The 16919-nt window shown below is 47.0% G+C and carries 13 protein-coding genes; 9 read left to right on the top strand and 4 right to left on the bottom strand.

What is annotated here, in order from left to right; genetic code table 11:
• Positions 1 to 55: 55 nt before the first annotated feature.
• Complete coding sequence (locus tag ACN0UN_RS08250) at positions 56 to 1657, top strand: cryptochrome/photolyase family protein (protein ID WP_417659553.1); 1602 nt, start codon at positions 56 to 58, stop codon at positions 1655 to 1657.
• A 9-nt stretch (positions 1658 to 1666) separates the two neighbouring features.
• Complete coding sequence (locus tag ACN0UN_RS08255; RefSeq protein ID WP_417659554.1) at positions 1667 to 2200, top strand: lipocalin family protein; 534 nt, start codon at positions 1667 to 1669, stop codon at positions 2198 to 2200.
• A 3-nt stretch (positions 2201 to 2203) separates the two neighbouring features.
• On the opposite strand, the gene ACN0UN_RS08260 is transcribed toward ACN0UN_RS08255, so the two are convergent.
• Positions 2204 to 4009, bottom strand: coding sequence for a DEAD/DEAH box helicase (locus ACN0UN_RS08260; protein WP_417659555.1), 1806 nt, complete (start codon positions 4007 to 4009; stop codon positions 2204 to 2206).
• A gap of 263 nt (positions 4010 to 4272) precedes the next feature.
• Between ACN0UN_RS08260 and ACN0UN_RS08265 the strand changes: the two genes are divergently transcribed.
• The 7 genes from ACN0UN_RS08265 (at position 4273) to nspC (ending at position 13866) form a co-directional block, all read left to right on the top strand.
• The gene (locus ACN0UN_RS08265) at positions 4273 to 5730 is read left to right on the top strand and encodes an NAD-dependent succinate-semialdehyde dehydrogenase (protein WP_417659556.1); all 1458 of its coding nucleotides are present in this window, start codon (positions 4273 to 4275) and stop codon (positions 5728 to 5730) included.
• Positions 5727 to 7100 carry an aldehyde dehydrogenase family protein gene (locus ACN0UN_RS08270; RefSeq protein WP_417659557.1) on the top strand — a complete coding sequence of 458 codons (1374 nt, stop codon included), beginning with the start codon at positions 5727 to 5729 and terminating at the stop codon, positions 7098 to 7100. The genes ACN0UN_RS08265 and ACN0UN_RS08270 overlap by 4 nt, the downstream gene beginning before the upstream one ends.
• Positions 7101 to 7113: 13 nt before the next feature.
• Complete coding sequence (trxA, locus tag ACN0UN_RS08275) at positions 7114 to 7965, top strand: thioredoxin (RefSeq protein ID WP_417659558.1); 852 nt, start codon at positions 7114 to 7116, stop codon at positions 7963 to 7965.
• Between the two features lie 129 nt (positions 7966 to 8094).
• A complete protein-coding gene (locus tag ACN0UN_RS08280; RefSeq protein WP_417659559.1) occupies positions 8095 to 9513 on the top strand; it encodes a sodium-dependent transporter in 1419 nt (472 codons plus the stop codon).
• Positions 9514 to 9516: 3 nt separating this feature from the next.
• Positions 9517 to 11430: a GNAT family N-acetyltransferase gene (locus ACN0UN_RS08285; RefSeq protein ID WP_417659560.1), complete on the top strand. Its 1914-nt coding sequence runs from the start codon at positions 9517 to 9519 to the stop codon at positions 11428 to 11430.
• 94 nt (positions 11431 to 11524) lie between these two features.
• Positions 11525 to 12724 carry a saccharopine dehydrogenase family protein gene (locus tag ACN0UN_RS08290; protein WP_417659561.1) on the top strand — a complete coding sequence of 400 codons (1200 nt, stop codon included), beginning with the start codon at positions 11525 to 11527 and terminating at the stop codon, positions 12722 to 12724.
• 5 nt (positions 12725 to 12729) lie between these two features.
• A complete protein-coding gene (gene nspC, locus ACN0UN_RS08295; RefSeq protein ID WP_417659562.1) occupies positions 12730 to 13866 on the top strand; it encodes a carboxynorspermidine decarboxylase in 1137 nt (378 codons plus the stop codon).
• Positions 13867 to 13923: 57 nt separating this feature from the next.
• Here nspC and ACN0UN_RS08300 read toward each other — a convergent pair whose 3' ends face one another.
• The 3 genes from ACN0UN_RS08300 to murB are packed head-to-tail and all read right to left on the bottom strand — an operon-like array spanning position 13924 to position 16650.
• On the bottom strand, positions 13924 to 14673 hold the full coding sequence (locus tag ACN0UN_RS08300; protein ID WP_417659563.1) for a type III pantothenate kinase: 750 nt from the start codon (positions 14671 to 14673) through the stop codon (positions 13924 to 13926).
• Positions 14663 to 15652: a bifunctional biotin--[acetyl-CoA-carboxylase] ligase/biotin operon repressor BirA gene (birA, locus tag ACN0UN_RS08305; RefSeq protein ID WP_417659564.1), complete on the bottom strand. Its 990-nt coding sequence runs from the start codon at positions 15650 to 15652 to the stop codon at positions 14663 to 14665. Before birA ends, ACN0UN_RS08300 begins: the two co-directional genes overlap by 11 nt.
• A complete protein-coding gene (murB, locus tag ACN0UN_RS08310; protein WP_417659565.1) occupies positions 15649 to 16650 on the bottom strand; it encodes a UDP-N-acetylmuramate dehydrogenase in 1002 nt (333 codons plus the stop codon). Before murB ends, birA begins: the two co-directional genes overlap by 4 nt.
• Between the last annotated feature and the right edge of the window lie 269 nt (positions 16651 to 16919).

Below are 16919 nucleotides of genomic sequence, written 5' to 3' on the forward strand. Positions count from 1 at the left end.
TGCTAAAACACGTAATATCTAATGATATACTTATAACTTAGCGCAGTTTTAACATATGACTAGTTTATCTTCAGAACCTGATGGCTGCCTACTCGACCCAAGCGTACTTACTTCCAGTTCGTTCGAGCGCATCGCATTGATTTTAGGTGACCAGCTCAACGCTTCACACAGTTGGTATCGTGAAGTCGATCCGCAACGGCTGTTTGTCATTATGGAGGTGCGCCAGGAAACTGACTACGCCACTCACCATATTCAGAAGGTCGTCGGTTTTTTTGCGGCAATGCGCAAATTTGCAGCGGCATTAACAAAAGCGGGCCATGAAGTTCTTTATCTCACGTTAAATGCCTCAGTAAATCAGCAAGATGTATGCAATAACCTAACCTATTTAACGTCTCTCGCCCCGAAGTTAACACGTATCGATCTTCAACAGCCCGACGAATATCGCGTTGACGCCTACTTACAAGCGTGGGCAGAGCACCAGTCGCTTACCGTGACCTGGCATGATACCGAGCACTTTTTGTGCGAAAGAAATGTTCTCAGTGAATGGTTTCCCCAAAAACAAAATTTTTTGATGGAAAGCTTTTATCGTCGCGTGCGGAAGCTTACGGGATACTTGATGGAAAACGGCAAGCCGATTGGGGGGAAATGGAACTTTGATAAAGAAAATCGCAACAAACTGCCGACTCATCATGAAGTAACCAACACGTTATGTTTTGCCGATGATGTGGGTACGCTAGTGAATCTGATTAAGAAATCCGGCGTTAAAACCATTGGTGAGATAAATCCGCACCAATTTATCTGGCCCATAACTCGTGCCGAATCTCGTCAACTCTTAGAATACTTTGTACAAAATCTATTGCCGGAATTTGGGCGCTACCAAGATGCCATGCACACAGACCATTGGTCGCTCTATCACGCCAGACTATCATTTGCGCTAAACACAAAAATGATTAGCCCTCGCGAGGTTGTGGAGACTGCAATACGACAGTGGCAACAGCATCCGGACACTATAGATATTGCCCAAGTTGAAGGCTTTGTTCGGCAGATTATTGGCTGGCGAGAGTTTATCCGCGCAATATACTGGCATCACATGCCTGGCTACGAAGATCTAAACTTCTTTAACAACAAACAGCCGCTACCCGACTTTTATTGGACTGGCGACACACGCATGCAATGCCTTGCGAGCAGTATCAAACAGTCGCTCAAATATGCTTACGCTCATCACATTCAACGACTCATGATAACCGGTAACTTCGCGTTATTGATTGGGGCCGCCCCAGATGCGGTGGATGATTGGTATCTAGGAATATACATCGATGCTATTGAGTGGGTCGAGCTACCCAACACACGCGGCATGAGTCAATTTGCTGATGCTGGCATCCTGGCCACCAAGCCTTATGTATCCAGTGGCTCTTACATTAATAAAATGTCGAACTATTGTGCCAACTGTCATTACGATGTGAACCAACGTACTGGGGATAACGCATGCCCGTTCAATAGCCTATACTGGAATTTCATCAATGAACATCAACACAAGCTTAGCAACAATCCACGTATGGGTTTGATTTTGAATCAGTGGCAAAAACGTTCTCCTGAACAACAGCAGGAGTTAGTGCAACAAGCGAAACTTTACTTGGGCTCTATCAATCATCTATAGGGACTTCATATGAAACATTTTATATCAGCGGTTTTAGCTGGCATGGTACTGATGGGCTGCAGCAGCGCACCAACACCCGTGGCGCCGGTCATCAAGGACTTTGAAGCCAAGCGTTACCTCGGCAAATGGTATGAAATTATACGATTACCGCACAGCTTTGAAGAAGGGTTAGACCAAGTTACCGCTGAATATCGGCTGAATTCCGATAACACCATTGAAGTAACAAACCGGGGTTACAATGTAGCCGAAGGTAAATGGGAAACAGCGATTGGACATGCTGAACCAATTGGCTTAGCCATGTACCGTGTTACGTTCTTTTGGCCATTTGACGGTGGCTATTATATTAGCCAACTGCACGAAGATGAGCGCGGAAACTATCAGATTTCTGTGGTAACGAGCGACAGTCATGATTATTTCTGGTTACTGTCTCGTTCACCAGAGGTGCCAGAAGAAGTTATTGAAGGCGTGCTAAAACAAGCTGAGAGTTGGGGATATGATACCAGCCAGATGATTCGAGTAAATCATCTGGCCGGTAGTCATTAATACTTACTGCGGACGACGGCTACGACGCTCGCCTTGGCTACGGCCTGGGCGATCGTTACGACGTTGAGCGCCTTTAAATGCTGGACGTTCACCACCTGGAGGACGCGGGCGACGAGTAATTTGCTCAGTTGGAGCAAGCTCTAAGCCCATCTGTTGCTGACGCACACGAGCACGTTGCAATACACGAACCACTGCCACTGGCATGCCTTTTGGTAATTCGACAAGGCTATGCGCGTCAAACAACTGGATTTGACCAATAAAGCGACTATCAATATCACCTTCGTTTGCAATTGCGCCAACGATATCTTGTGGACGCGCACCGTGTTCACGACCTACCTGAATGCGATAGGTATCAAATTCAATATTAGCATCGCGACCACGCGGGCTGCGTTTTTCACGACCGTCACGGCTATCGCCACGCGCATCGCGTTTGTCACGCGAACGCTCTTCGAATTTACGTGGTGGTGGATCGTCAGAAACAATCAATGGACGCTGCAGATTCTGCTGCGCAAGCAATGCCGCTGCGATTTGATCTGAATTCAAACCAGTTTCTTCCTGCATTTTTGCGATAATCTCGCTCAATACAGTGAAATTACCACCCGCTACAGTATCAACAATTTGCTGCTGCAATTTTTGTTGACGATGCGCGCTCAGCTCTTTCGCATTCGGTACTTCGAAGTTTTCTATGGTGCCGTTGGTTAAACGCTCATAGGTGCGTAGTAAATGTTTTTCTTTACCACGATAAAATAAGATTGCTTCACCACTTCGACCAGCACGGCCAGTACGACCGATGCGGTGTACATACGATTCACTGTCACCCGGCAAGTCATAATTCACCACGTGGGTAATCTCTGGTACGTCAAGACCACGCGCAACGACATCGGTAGCAACCAAAATTTCAATACGACCACTGCGCAATTGCGCGACTGTTTGCTCGCGTTGAGATTGGTTCAAGTCGCCACTCAATGGTGATGCTTTAAAACCTGAAGCTTGTAGCTGCTCGGTAACATCCATGGTGTCTGAACGTGTACGTACGAAAATCAGTACACGTTGATACTCAAGGGTTTCGAGTAAACGGGTTAGTGCCTGCATCTTGCTTAAACCGCGAACCAACCAAGCGCGCTGGCGAATTGTCGCCTGTGCTTTGGTTTGAGCCGCGATTTGGATATTCAATGGTTGCTCACCCGCTTCGTTGACTAAGAAAGTTTTAGCTAGCTTACGAATAACAGGAGGCATAGTTGCTGAGAACAAAGCACGTTGAGCAGTCTTTGGAACAGCTTTCATGATTGTTTCAATATCGTCAATAAAGCCCATATTCAACATTTCATCGGCTTCATCAAGTACAGCAAAACGTAACGCGTTTAAGTTCAATACACCCTTTTTAAGCAAGTCGAGTAAGCGCCCTGGGGTACCAACAACCACTTGAGCGCCACCGCGTAATGCTTTTATTTGTGGACCAAATGCAGCGCCGCCATATACCGTGGTGACTTCGAGGCCACGTATTTGATTAGCAAATTCGTTGATAGCTTCGGCAACCTGCATTGCAAGTTCGCGGGTCGGCGCAACAACCAATAATTGGGTGCTACGTTCGTTAGCATCAAGCATGCTTAAGCCAGGCAAACCAAAAGCAGCGGTTTTACCGGTACCTGTTTGCGCTTCGCCAAGCACGTTTTTGCCTTCCATAAGTGCGGGAATGGCCTGCAATTGGATTGGCGTTGGTTGGGTAAAATTCATTTTTTCTAACTGTTTAAGCACAACAGCGGGCAGGCCCAAATCGGCAAACGATTGGCCAGTCATTACTTCAGACATATTTTTCTCACATGTTTCTGTATTGCGTATATAAAGGGGGTTGATATACGCCACGCTACAGAACACGATGAACACTCTGGCAGGAAATAGGCGCTGTTACCCCAGCAAATTCAGGGGTAAGTCCGCTCCCATCAATAGCGGTAATGACCCTGAGGCCGCGAACTATACGCTAAATGTTAAAAGAACACAAGTTAAACTAGCATTGAACTTATGACGTATAAGCCTAATACTCTGTTATACATTTAAATAAATTAGGAATGCTTATGCCAACCCACACTATGCGATCACTGATTCAAACGAACGCGTTTATTGATGGACATTGGATACCTACAGACGAGCGCTTTGCCGTTACCAACCCAGCTAACGGCGACACCTTGGCTGATGTGGCCAATGGCGATGCGGCGCTTGCTGAGCGCGCAGTTGAGGCTGCTCATAAAGCACTTCCGTTATGGCGAGCAAAAACTGCGAAACAACGTGCTGATCTCCTGCGTCGTTGGTATCAAAGCATGATGGACAATAAACAGGCCCTTGGCGAACTGATGAGTGCCGAACAAGGTAAACCAATTGCAGAGGCGATTGGTGAAGTGGAATATGGTGCGAGTTTTGTCGATTGGTTCGCGGGCGAAGCTGAACGTAATTATGGCGACGTGCTGCCGGTGAGTTCAGCAGATAAGCGCAGTTGGATTATCAAGCAACCCGTTGGTGTTTGTGCAGCGATTACCCCGTGGAACTTTCCAAACGCAATGATTACCCGCAAAGTAGCGCCTGCGCTTGCTGCAGGGTGCACAATTGTGGTTAAGCCGCCACAGCTAACGCCGTTATCGGCTTTGGCACTGGCTCAATTAGCAAGTGAAGTCGGCATTCCGGATGGCGTTATTAATTTCGTGCCCACCACCCACTCGCGCGAAGTCGGTGAGGTGTTCACACAACACCCACGGATACGCAAGTTTACCTTTACTGGCTCGACAGCTATAGGTAAAAAACTTATGGAGCAATGTGCGGGCACGATGAAAAAAGTGTCGTTGGAGTTGGGCGGTAATGCCCCCTTTGTGGTCTTTGATGACGCTGATCTAGACGTCGCTGTTAAAGAGCTTATTGCATGTAAATTCCGCAATGCCGGCCAAACCTGCATCAGCGCTAATCGTGTGCTGGTGCAAGAAAATATTCACGATGCCTTTATTGAAAAGTTAGAAAGCGCTCTAAGTGGCATAAAAGTGGCCCCAGGTGACGCTGATGACGTTGATTACGGGCCCTTGATAGATGCAGGCGCCATTAGCAAGGTCACAGAATTAATTGAAGACGCAACGGCGGCAGGTGCGAAGATTAAAACTGGCGGCCGTGTGCTGAGTGAACTGGGCGAGCTTTTTTATGCACCCACGTTAGTCACAGGTGTCAAACACACCATGCGCATCGCCCAAGAAGAAATTTTTGGTCCTGTCATTGCCGTACAAACCTTTACCGATGAAGCTCAGGGTGTGCAGCTTGCCAATGATACACCGTTTGGTTTGGCTGGTTATTTCTGTGCACAAGACTATGCGCGTATTCAACGCGTCAGCGAACAGCTGGAATGCGGTATGTTAGGTATTAATACCGGCGCTATCTCGCATGCTTACAATGCATTTGGCGGGGTCAAAGAATCAGGCATCGGTCGTGAAGGTTCGCGCTATGGTTTGGCGGAATATCAAGAAACTAAAAACATCACATTAGGCGGTCTTGCATGAGTTCCTCAATAACAACGCAGTTACAGCGTTTACGCGCAAGCTACGACAGCGGATTAACGCGACCACTAGCATGGCGCTTACAACAACTGAAACAGTTGGAAAGTATGCTCGAAATGCATGAACGCGATCTGTTACAAGCGTTGAATGCAGATTTAGGCAAGTCCAATGCCGAGGGCTGGCTCACTGAGCTCGGCTATTTACGCAGTGATATTCGGCATACAGCCAAACATTTAAAAAAGTGGATGCGCCCTACTCGCGTTTCACAACCACTTTTAGCATGGCCGGGCCGTAGCCATTTATACCCGGAACCACTCGGTGTGGTACTAATTATCGGCGCATGGAATTATCCATTACAGCTACTACTTAGCCCGTTGGTTGCTGCTCTCGCAGCTGGAAACTGCGCTGTTGTGAAGCCCTCCGAACTCGCACCGCGCACGGCCGACCTAATCGAGCGCTTACTACCGGATTATCTGGCACCGGAAGCCGTGCATGTGGTAACCGGTGGTGCGGATGTAGCTACGGAATTGTTGGCGCACAAGTTTGATCACATCATGTACACCGGCGGCGGACGGGTTGGCCGTATTGTAATGAAAGCAGCCGCTGAATTTCTGACGCCCGTTACACTAGAACTTGGTGGGAAAAGTCCTGCCGTGGTGCTCGCCGATGCGGATATAAAAGTTACCGCCCGCCGCATAGCTTGGGGCAAGTGGCTAAATGCTGGGCAAACCTGCATTGCCCCTGATTATGTTTTGGTGGATGAAACCGTACATGATGACTTAATCGCTGAGTTAAAGCAGGCGACGGTTGAGTTCTTCGGCAACGACCCAGAACTGGCTGATGACTATGGCCGTATTGTAAATAAGGCACACTTTGAACGCTTACGTGCTTATCTTAACGATGGGCACGTGGCTTTTGGCGGGGATACCGATGCACAAGAACGGTACTTGCAACCAACGGTATTAACTAATGTGTCCCCCTCAAGTAACGTTATGCAAGAGGAAATTTTTGGTCCTATTCTGCCGGTTATTAAAATCAAGAATCTCGCTGAAGCCATTGAGTTTATTCGTGAGCGTGACAAACCATTAGCACTTTATGGGTTCAGCCGTTCACAGCGCCAACTCGCGCACCTGACTGAGCACACCCATGCGGGCAACCAGTGTAATAACGACACTCTGATGTTTATGTTAAACCCCAAATTACCATTTGGCGGTGTTGGTGCAAGCGGAATGGGCCGTTACCACGGCAAGTTTGGTTTTGATACTTTTAGCCACTTGAAGTCAGTAATGACGAGACCCTTTAAAATAGATCCTAGTTTTCGGTATCCTCCTTACACGTCCTTTAAACAAAAATTAATGCGCTGGTTTTCTTAAATAAGAGGTTTCTGTGACTCAAGCTGTGGTAATTGATATAAATTTGGAAAACGCTCAACGCGTTATTATTGAAGGCTCTCAAGATAAGTTAGTCATTATCGACTTTTGGGCGGACTGGTGTGAGTCTTGCAAGCAACTCATGCCGACATTGGAAAAGTTAGCAGCCGCATTTTCTACTCAGGTGGTGCTGGCGAAAGTTAACTGTGATGAGCAGCAGCAGTTGGCTACTCAATTCAATATTCGCAGTTTACCCACTGTTATCTTTTTTAAAGACGGGCAACCGGTTGATGGCTTTGCTGGCGTTGAACCAGAGTCCTCCATTCGTGCTCGTATCGAAAAATATTTACCCACGGTAGATGATGAACTCGTGACGCAAGCGTTAAATTGCGTCGAAGCAGGCGAGTATGAACAGGGTTATACTCTGGCCAAACAGGCCAACGATATTAATCCTGATAGCAGTCAAGCCCAGATAGTACTTGCCCATGCAGCGTGTGAACTCGGTCGCTTAGACCAAGCAGAGCAGTTACTCACCTCTATTCGTATGGCCGACCAAGATCAATATTTTCAGCATGTTATGAGTAAGTTGAATGTAGCCAAGCAAGCTGCCGACTCACCAGAACTACGGCAGCTTGCGGAACAACTTACACGCGCACCTGACAATCACGAACTGCGACTGGAACTGGCAGCCAAACTCTATGCTGCCCATCGCGCTGAAGAAGCACTGGAACATATTTTTGCTGTGTTGCGACAAGATCTAAATTTTGGTCAGGCCAAACAGCAGGCATTGGACATGTTAAATGCTTTACCAAAAGGTGACCCTTTAGCGGCAAGTTACCGACGCAAACTCTATAGCATGCTGTACTAACTTGCCGGTTCGGCTGTTCAGGCGCAAATTTCAGGCTATTGGTCTGGTCTGCTTGCCGGAGCCTTGTGCATGCGCTAGGATTGGCCAGTTTGCAATCCATTATAATAACGATGAACAAGGGTTCTCTCTATGAGCGCAGCGCGTGAGCATTTCAGCTCAAAAATCGGATTTATACTAGCCGCAGCAGGTTCAGCCGTAGGTATCGGCAACTTGGTCGGCTTTCCTGTAGCAGCCACCAAAAACGGTGGTGGTGCTTTTTTACTTATTTATGCATTGTTTGTCGCTTTCATTTGTTTGCCGGTTATGTTGGCAGAGATGGGGCTTGGACGCCGCTCACAGCATAGTCCCTACCGTGCCTATTCCGAGCTTGGCCAAGGTTTGAAACGCTGGCGAATTGCTGGCTTACTCGCTACCATCACGCCGTTTATGATTGCTGTGTTTTACATGGTGATTACGGTATGGATATTTGGTTATCTGGTGCAATCATTAACGGGTAACCTCGATGCCCTCGCATCCGAGGGGTATTTCGGCAAGTTCGTTAATGATTATGATTTCATCTGGTATTTAGCCGCTGTAACCATCATCATCAATTTCATCTTAGTTGGCGGCGTTCGCAAAGGTATTGAGCGTGCATCAAAAATTCTGATGCCTACGCTATTCCTGATGCTGCTGCTTTTAGTCGCTTTCGTGCTTACTCTTGATAACGCATGGGCTGGTGTTCAATTTTATCTGGTGCCTGATTTTAGCCAAATTGATGGCTCAGTAATTAATGGCGCACTTGCCCAAGCTTTCTTCTCGCTTTCATTGGGTATGGGTATTCTTATCACCTACGGCTCATATTTCCGCCGCAGTGATGATATTGTTACCTCCGGTAAGTTGGTTGCGCTAACAGATACAGCGGTAGCCTTTATTGCGGGCTTAATGACCTTACCGGCTATTTTTGCAATCTATCCAGAAACGAATCCAGAAACTTTAAGTGATTCATCGGTAAGTATGATTTTCTCATTTTTCCCGAATATCTTCTTAGCGTTGTCGGATTCAGTGGGTTATTTTGCCGCCAGCGTCGCAGCAACAGTTTTCTTCTTGTTGGCTTTTGTAGCCGCTATAACGTCGCTCGTTTCAATTATTGAGGTGCCTACATCTTCATTAATGGAGAAGCGTGATATTTCTCGTAAACGCGCTCTACTGATGATGGGCATTGCCACAACGATTCTGACACTGATTGCAGCTACTTCGTTTGGCCTGGTCCCCTGGTTCACCACATTTACCAGCTACGCTGGTGCCGATAAGTCGGTGTTCGACGTTATTTACGATGTTTTTTATGACACAATTTTACCGTTGAACGGCCTGTTGATCTGCTTATTCGTTCGTTTCCGTTGGAAGCGCGCTCAACTTACTGCAGAGTTGAGTGAAGGTAACCAAGCGTATGCTACGTCGTGGTTAGAAAAATACGTAAGCTTCTCTGTTGGCACATTTATCCCAGTTATCTTGGCAGTCATTTTCTTAAATACAGTGCTGACCAAGTTCTTTGGATACTCATTCCTGTAAGTTATGAGCCTTCAACGTATCGCCAAACATTTAAAAACTGCTCGGGTTCGAGCAGTCTTTTTGTTTGACGGCCCATCAGACTGGCTGACGTTCCATAAACAAGCCATTTTAAGGCAGCATGACGCTGTTTTACACTTATCTGATAGCAACACCACAGAAGTCGCTGTGCATCGATACCGTGATTATCTTGGCACCAATAATAATGCTGTGTTATTAGAGTTTAATCAGGTCATTCATGCCGATGCGCTCGCTGCGCTGGCCGGAACTGTCAACGGCGGCGGCATACTTTATGTATTCTTACCTGCGGCTGACACGCCTTTCAAAAAAAGATTGATACAAAGTGCTGATCGTTTCGAACGTATCGAAGTTATTCGCCCCAATGTCGATTTGAAGCGACTTACTGAAAAACTTTGCACTGAACAGCTCCCTGAGGTCGACGAGCCTACACTGCCAAACGCTGATCAAAAGCAAATTGTCGACTGCATGATCGATTTACCAGGAACCTGCCATATTCTGATGGCGGACCGCGGACGTGGAAAAAGCACAACACTCGGGTTGGCTTGTCAGGCGTGGATACGTAATTACCGCGGCCGTGAACTGGTCGTGACGGGTCCCCGTCCATCAGCGGTATCCACGTTACTGGAGCATGCTGCTCAATCAGTGCGGTTCGTGGCTTGGGACAAACTGCTGTCTGACTATCCTGCACAAAGCGTTCGCTTGATTATTGATGAGGCTGCTGCCATTCCTATGCATGTGTTACAGCAGCTCGCGCAACGATTTACAGTGTGGGCCATTGCAACCACCGTCGACGGCTATGAAGGCTGTGGCAGAGGCTTTGCGGTGCGCTTCTTAGAATGGATACAACAGCAACGAGTCTGTAAAGCACATGCTCTCGAGCAGCCCATCCGTTGGTCTGCTTTTGACACCTGTGAACCCTGGCTTAATCATGCTCTGCTCATGCAAGTGCAGCACACGCAAATGACAACTGAGGCGCTTGCCTCGAAAGCACCGCTAGAGTTTCAGGATACTCACGCCAGCGAATTGAGTGAAACTGACTTAACCGAAGTGATTATATTACTTCTGGAAGCGCACTATCAAAGTAGTCCGAATGATTTACGCTTATTGCTCGATGATAATGAGCAGCGGTTAATGTTGGCCCGCCGTAACCGCCTACTTATTGGCGTAATTTGGTACAGCCACGAAGGGCCTCTTCCTGAACCATTGCATACGCCGATTAAGGCAGGCGAACGTCGTTTAAATGGCAATATTTTACCGCAAGCCATTGCCTTCTACTTACAGCAACAAGAAGTTCTGAATTGGCAATGGTGGCGCGTTACGCGAATTGCGGTGCATGACAATGTAAGGCGTCAAGGCGTTGGGCTGCAATTACTAACCCATCTTACCAAGCTCGCAGAAGGTGCTAAAATCGACGCGCTTGGCTCAAGCTTCGGTGCCAGCCCCGATGTCTTAGAGTTCTGGACGCAAACATCTTTCCAGATAATTCGTATGGGGCGTAAATTGAACATGGCGAGTGGTTACCCCAATGCCATAGTAGCGAGCGGTCTATCCAGCCGTAGCCAAGAGCTGATTCGTGTTTTGCATGACTATTGCAATGCAGAGCTTGATTGGAAAGCGCATACGCCCGTGAATATCTCAACAGCCACACATCAAGTTGCCCGACAGATACTCGGTGGGTTTGCACATGGCAACCTGCCCTTTACTGAAGCCCAGTTCGCATGGACAGTGTGTGACATGAAGCTGCCTATTAAAGCGGCCGGACTCACGCTACCGGGGCAAATTCTTAATACCACCGATGACCTTGCTCGCCTGACACAACGCTACGGGTACAGCAGCCAACAAACCATGCAGAATCAATTGCGCCAAATAGCCCGCGAATACCTCGAACTCACCCGCTAAAGACTGTTAAAATAATCATCTAAATATGCTGTGTTAATAAAATTATGCTATCGTTTAGCCTTTGTATTCACCCGCAACAAAAGGGTTATATTTCATGTCTCGAGTATTAATTATTGGTGCTGGCGGAGTTGCCGGCGTAGTGGTAAAGAAGTGTGCAATGTTGCCAGAATACTTCTCTGAAATTCACCTTGCTAGCCGTACTGTTTCCAAGTGCGAAAAGCTTCAGGAAGAAGTGGGCAAAGATCGGGTTGTCGGTGTGTACACCGTCGATGCTGACAATGCCAGTGAAGTGGCTGATTTAATTCGCAAAGTACAGCCTAGTCTGGTTATTAATGTTGCTTTACCTTATCAAGATTTACCAATTATGGATGCTTGTCTCGAGACTGGCGTACATTACTTAGATACCGCCAATTATGAGCCAAAAGACGAAGCTAAATTCGAATACTCTTGGCAGTGGGCTTATCAGGATAAGTTCAAAGAAAAAGGTATCATGGCGCTATTGGGAGCTGGTTTTGACCCAGGCGTGACCAACGTATTCACTGCGTATGCAGCCAAGCACTACTTCGATGAAGTACATTATTTAGACATCGTCGACTGTAACGGTGGCGACCATGGTCAAGCTTTTGCGACCAACTTTAATCCAGAAATTAATATCCGCGAAATTACTCAACGCGGCAAGTACTGGGAGAATGGCGAGTGGCATGAAACTGATCCAATCAGTGTTCGTGAAGACCTGGACTATCCAGGCGTTGGCGTTCGTGCATCGTATTTGCTATTCCATGAAGAATTAGAATCGCTTGTTAAGCATTTCCCGACCATTAAGCGTGCGCGCTTCTGGATGACATTTGGCGAGCAATATTTGACCCACCTACGCGTTTTAGAAAATGTAGGCATGACATCTATTCAACCCGTCGAATTTCAGGGTCAAAAAATCGTACCGCTTGAATTCTTAAAGGCTGTGTTACCTAACCCAGGGTCATTAGCGGAAGGTTACACCGGCATGACCTGCATTGGTACGTACGTAACAGGTATCAAAGACGGTAAAGAGAAAACAATCTTCATCTACAACAACTGTGACCATGCAGTTTGTAATGCAGAAGTCGGTGCTCAGGCAGTTTCGTATACAACGGGTGTTCCAGCAATGATTGCCGCGTCAATGATGCTGCAGGGCCATTGGATGAAACCTGGTGTATGGAATATGGAACAGTTCGATCCAGACGAGTTCATGAACCGTTTAAACCAATACGGCCTTCCATGGAAGGTGGTAGAAACTGATTCTCCATTTAAGCGCTAACAACTATGACAAACCCGTTCTTAAATTCGGACATCCCGTCGCCTTGTTACGTCTGTGATGAGGCGGCGTTAGAGCAAAACCTAAAATTGATGCAGCGTGTGCAACAAGAAAGTGAAGCGCATATTATTCTTGCGCTTAAAGGCTTCTCGATGTGGAGCACGTTTCCGCTGGTGCGTGAATACCTAAAAGGCTGCACGGCAAGCTCTGTGTGGGAAGCTCGACTCGCTGCCGAAGAGTTTGGTCGCGAAGTGCACGCTTACGCGCCGGCATACAAGCAAGCCGATATCGATGCTCTACTACCACTGGTGCATCACATTTCGTTTAACAGTATGTCGCAATGGCACACCTACCGTGAACAAGTGCTCGCCGCCGGTGTTTCCGCTGGTTTGCGTATCAATCCAGAGCATCAAGAAGCCGAAACTGAACTCTACGACCCAAGTGCACCTGGTTCGCGTTTAGGGATTCGCCTGCGAGATTTAGAGGGTGCAGACCTCACCGGTATTGAGGGGTTACATGTACATAATCTATGTGAATGTGACTCGCTCGCACTTGAGCGTACGCTAGAAGCCGTCGAGGAAAAGTTTGGCGATATCTTGCACAAGATGAAATGGCTCAATTTGGGTGGCGGTCATCTTATGACCCGACAAGGTTACGATGTTGAGCATCTCATCAGCCAATTAAAACGCTTGAAGCAAACCTATAACCTTCAAGTTATTCTCGAGCCTGGTTCAGCGGTTGCTTGGCAAACGGGCCCGCTTATTGCTGAAGTAGTCGATATTATTGAGAACCATGGGCACATCGCACTGCTCGATATTTCCGCCACTGCGCATATGCCTGATGTTTTAGAAATGCCGTATCGACCAGCGATTACCAATGCGCGAGAGCCGGGTGTGCTGCCATATACGTACAAGCTCGGTGGTAATTCGTGTTTGGCGGGAGATGTTATTGGGCTCTACAGTTTCGAGCATCCTCTACAGCCAGGTGATCGGATAATTTTTGAAGATATGATGCATTACACCATGGTAAAGACATCGTTTTTTAACGGCGTTGAACACCCTGGCATCGGCATATTGAGACGCGATGGTCACTTCGAACTCATTCGTAAGTTCACTTACGAAGATTTTCGCGACCGCTTGTCATAAGCCTAGTAAGCAAAAAAAAGCACAGCCAAGGCTGTGCTTTTTTGTATCGAGTTTATATCATTTTTCCTGACGCGCGTAACAAGCCAAACCTTGTAAGACTAATTCAGTACGCACTTCGCCCCTGCGTTTGATATCCGCCGGTAACAACGGTATTGAGCCGCCGCTATATAAAATACGGTAATCGAACCAGTCGAGCTCAGTTTCAGAAACCGAAATAGCCTGCCGAACAAGCCCAACAAAAGTGTTCACGCAACCATTTAATAGACAGTCTGGTGTACTTTGTCCGAGTTGCTGCGCTTTTCCCCAATGCTCGTCGGCTTGTATCTCTGCAAAAACATTTGGAGCGCGATCCAGTACTGAGGTTTTCATTAGGTTAACCCCTGGCGCTATCCAGCCACCAAGATGTTGTCCATGTTCATCAATCCAATCGACTGTAATTGCGGTTCCAGCATCAATAATCACTGTTGCTTTAGGTTGTTCATCAAAAGCACCAAGCATTGCCAACCAGCGATCAACACCTAAATTATTAGGCTCTGAGTAAGAATTTTTAACGCCAAAAGCAGCCGCTTCAGAGACCACCGAATTGACCTTTAGAGACGGAACCTGGCTTAACCAAGCCTCAACGACTTCTTTGCGATTTTTGCTGCTTACAGCAGCAAGCCACACGCTCTCAACGTCCGATGAAATCGTGTGCCCAGCCAGTTCATCATATGCAACGTTCAACCATGGCTCTAGATGCCCTTCTGCGTCCATCAGTGCAGCTTTTACTCGGGTATTACCTGCATCTATAAGTAATTTATGCGCCATATCGTAAACTTACCTCTCCAGCGTGGAATCGTTCTAAATTTCCTTCACGTTTTACAAGCAACGCACCGGTTTCGTCTATACCTTCGGCAATACCATGCAGTTCTTTATCGCCCATTAAAATACGAACGGGTTGCTTCGCCAACCGATCATATTTCTCCCAACTTGGGAGGAAACGATTGAGCCCAGATTCATTATACGCCAGCAATGCCTTACGGCACTTGATAACCAACGCTGCCGCCACTTCGTCGCGGTTAAACTTACCATTCAATAACGTGGAAAGATCAGTCCAAGGTTGATCAATTTGATCAGCCAACCAAGGTGGCATCGTTAAGTTTAACCCAATTCCAATAATCGAATGAGCAACACCAAGAGCTTGCCCCTCGAGTTCGATTAAGATACCGGCCACTTTTTTACCGTTAACTAATACATCGTTGGGCCACTTCACTTCCACATCGAACACACCCAGTTCAGATAGCAGCTCGGCGATAACGGTGCCCAAGGCGATACTGAGCCCCATAGCGGCGCTCATACCCTGATCAAGCCGCCAATACATACTCATGTACAAATTGCTGCCGAATGGCGACACCCAGCGCTTACCACGGCGACCCCGGCCTTGCGTTTGAGCCTCCGAGAAAACCGTAAAACCAGAATCGATTTCCGGGCCAATATTTTGCTTAATATAATCATTCGTTGAAGCTAAGATTCGTTCAAGATGGATATTATCAACCCGCTCACCTTGAGCCGCAATATTTGCTTTGATTTGTTCCATATTGATAAGTGCTAACGGCGCGGCAAGGCGATAGCCCTTTCCTGTGATACGAAACACATCCACACCAAGGGCTTGAATATCCTTGATATACTGGCTTACGGCGGTACGACTTACGCCTAAAAGCGCCCCAAGAGCTTCACCTGAATGAAAGTGACCATCACTTAGTCGCTCTATTACCTGAACTACTCTATCGCATCGTTGTGGTTTCATAGTGAAATCATTCCTTGTCCACCTATCAGACGCACTTCAGCTTCAAGGTTAACACCGAACTCAACGTTAACTTTATCCTGAATATATCGCGCAAGATTTAATACATCATTCCCGGTAGCCGAGCCGTTGTTAATTAATACCAATGCCTGTTTATCATGCACCCCTGCGCCACCTATTGAATACCCCTTCAATCGCAGATAATCAATCATCCAACCCGCAGCTAATTTAATCTTCCCTGAGGGGCTAGTGAAATGAGGCATTTCAGGATAACGAACAATTAATTGCTTCAGTTGAGAAGGCTCAACTAATGGGTTTTTAAAGAAGCTTCCAGCGTTTGGAACAATCGCGGGGTCAGGTAACTTCGCAGTTCTAATTGCGATAACTTTTTCAAGTATATCTGCAGGCGTAACCGGCAAGCCGAGGCTTTTTAGTTCTCCATAACTGACTTCAGCTCGCCATTTTTTTGGAATATTGAACCGTACGCTCGTTATCAACCAACGCGACGGATTTTGTTTAAAAATACTATCGCGGTAGGAAAAATCACAGGCATCGTTCGTTAATGTATACCGAGATTGATTCTGGCGGTCCCATACTTCAACACTTTCAATAAAGTCACTTACTTCGCGACCATAAGCGCCAATGTTTTGTACTGGGGCGGCACCAACCGTGCCAGGAATCAGGGCTAGGTTTTCGAAGCCAAAGATACCTTGCGCGTGCAGTTTACAAACGAGTTCATGCCAATTCTCTCCCGCTGCAACATCCACCCGCCAAAAATCCAAACTTTCATGGATCTCGATGCCCTTTAAACACACATGTAGAATCGGAAACTCGACATTTTCAAGAAATAGAGTATTTGATCCGGCACCTAATATATAGGCTTGGCCCGGTATGGAATTAAGCTGTGAGAGATCGTCAAGCACAATAACTTGTTTCGCTTCTGTAGGCAGGCGAAAGCTATGAAAATAAGACAGGTTCTTTGATTCGATAACATCATTCATTCCGCAATTATACGGCGATGAGTATGGAAAGGCGAGATCGTTGGTCGTTATTCGTTAATCGTTATTCGTTGCTCGAAGTGGTCTTTTCTTTTTTTCCAATAACCAATAACGATTAACCAGTAACGCGTTTGTTTTTCAGGCATAAAAAAACCCCGAGCGTTTGCTCGGGGTTCTCGATTTAAAGCCTGGCGGTGTCCTACTCTCACATGGGGAAGCCCCACACTACCATCGGCGCTGAAGCGTTTCACTACTGAGTTCGGAATGGATCA

It is taken from the genome of Pseudidiomarina sp. (assembly GCF_048267825.1).
Taxonomy (GTDB): domain Bacteria; phylum Pseudomonadota; class Gammaproteobacteria; order Enterobacterales; family Alteromonadaceae; genus Pseudidiomarina.

Excerpts from the sequence above, each read along its gene's own strand:
- ACN0UN_RS08255 (WP_417659554.1), top strand. The coding sequence starts at position 1,667 with ATGAAACATTTTATATCAGCGGTTTTAGCTGGCATGGTACTGATGGGC.
- ACN0UN_RS08300 (WP_417659563.1), bottom strand. The coding sequence starts at position 14,673 with ATGGCGCATAAATTACTTATAGATGCAGGTAATACCCGAGTAAAAGCT.
- ACN0UN_RS08290 (WP_417659561.1), top strand. The coding sequence starts at position 11,525 with ATGTCTCGAGTATTAATTATTGGTGCTGGCGGAGTTGCCGGCGTAGTG.
- ACN0UN_RS08260 (WP_417659555.1), bottom strand. The coding sequence starts at position 4,009 with ATGTCTGAAGTAATGACTGGCCAATCGTTTGCCGATTTGGGCCTGCCC.
- ACN0UN_RS08270 (WP_417659557.1), top strand. The coding sequence starts at position 5,727 with ATGAGTTCCTCAATAACAACGCAGTTACAGCGTTTACGCGCAAGCTAC.
- nspC (WP_417659562.1), top strand. The coding sequence starts at position 12,730 with ATGACAAACCCGTTCTTAAATTCGGACATCCCGTCGCCTTGTTACGTC.
- ACN0UN_RS08265 (WP_417659556.1), top strand. The coding sequence starts at position 4,273 with ATGCCAACCCACACTATGCGATCACTGATTCAAACGAACGCGTTTATT.
- ACN0UN_RS08285 (WP_417659560.1), top strand. The coding sequence starts at position 9,517 with ATGAGCCTTCAACGTATCGCCAAACATTTAAAAACTGCTCGGGTTCGA.
- ACN0UN_RS08250 (WP_417659553.1), top strand. The coding sequence starts at position 56 with ATGACTAGTTTATCTTCAGAACCTGATGGCTGCCTACTCGACCCAAGC.
- murB (WP_417659565.1), bottom strand. The coding sequence starts at position 16,650 with ATGAATGATGTTATCGAATCAAAGAACCTGTCTTATTTTCATAGCTTT.
- birA (WP_417659564.1), bottom strand. The coding sequence starts at position 15,652 with ATGAAACCACAACGATGCGATAGAGTAGTTCAGGTAATAGAGCGACTA.
- ACN0UN_RS08280 (WP_417659559.1), top strand. The coding sequence starts at position 8,095 with ATGAGCGCAGCGCGTGAGCATTTCAGCTCAAAAATCGGATTTATACTA.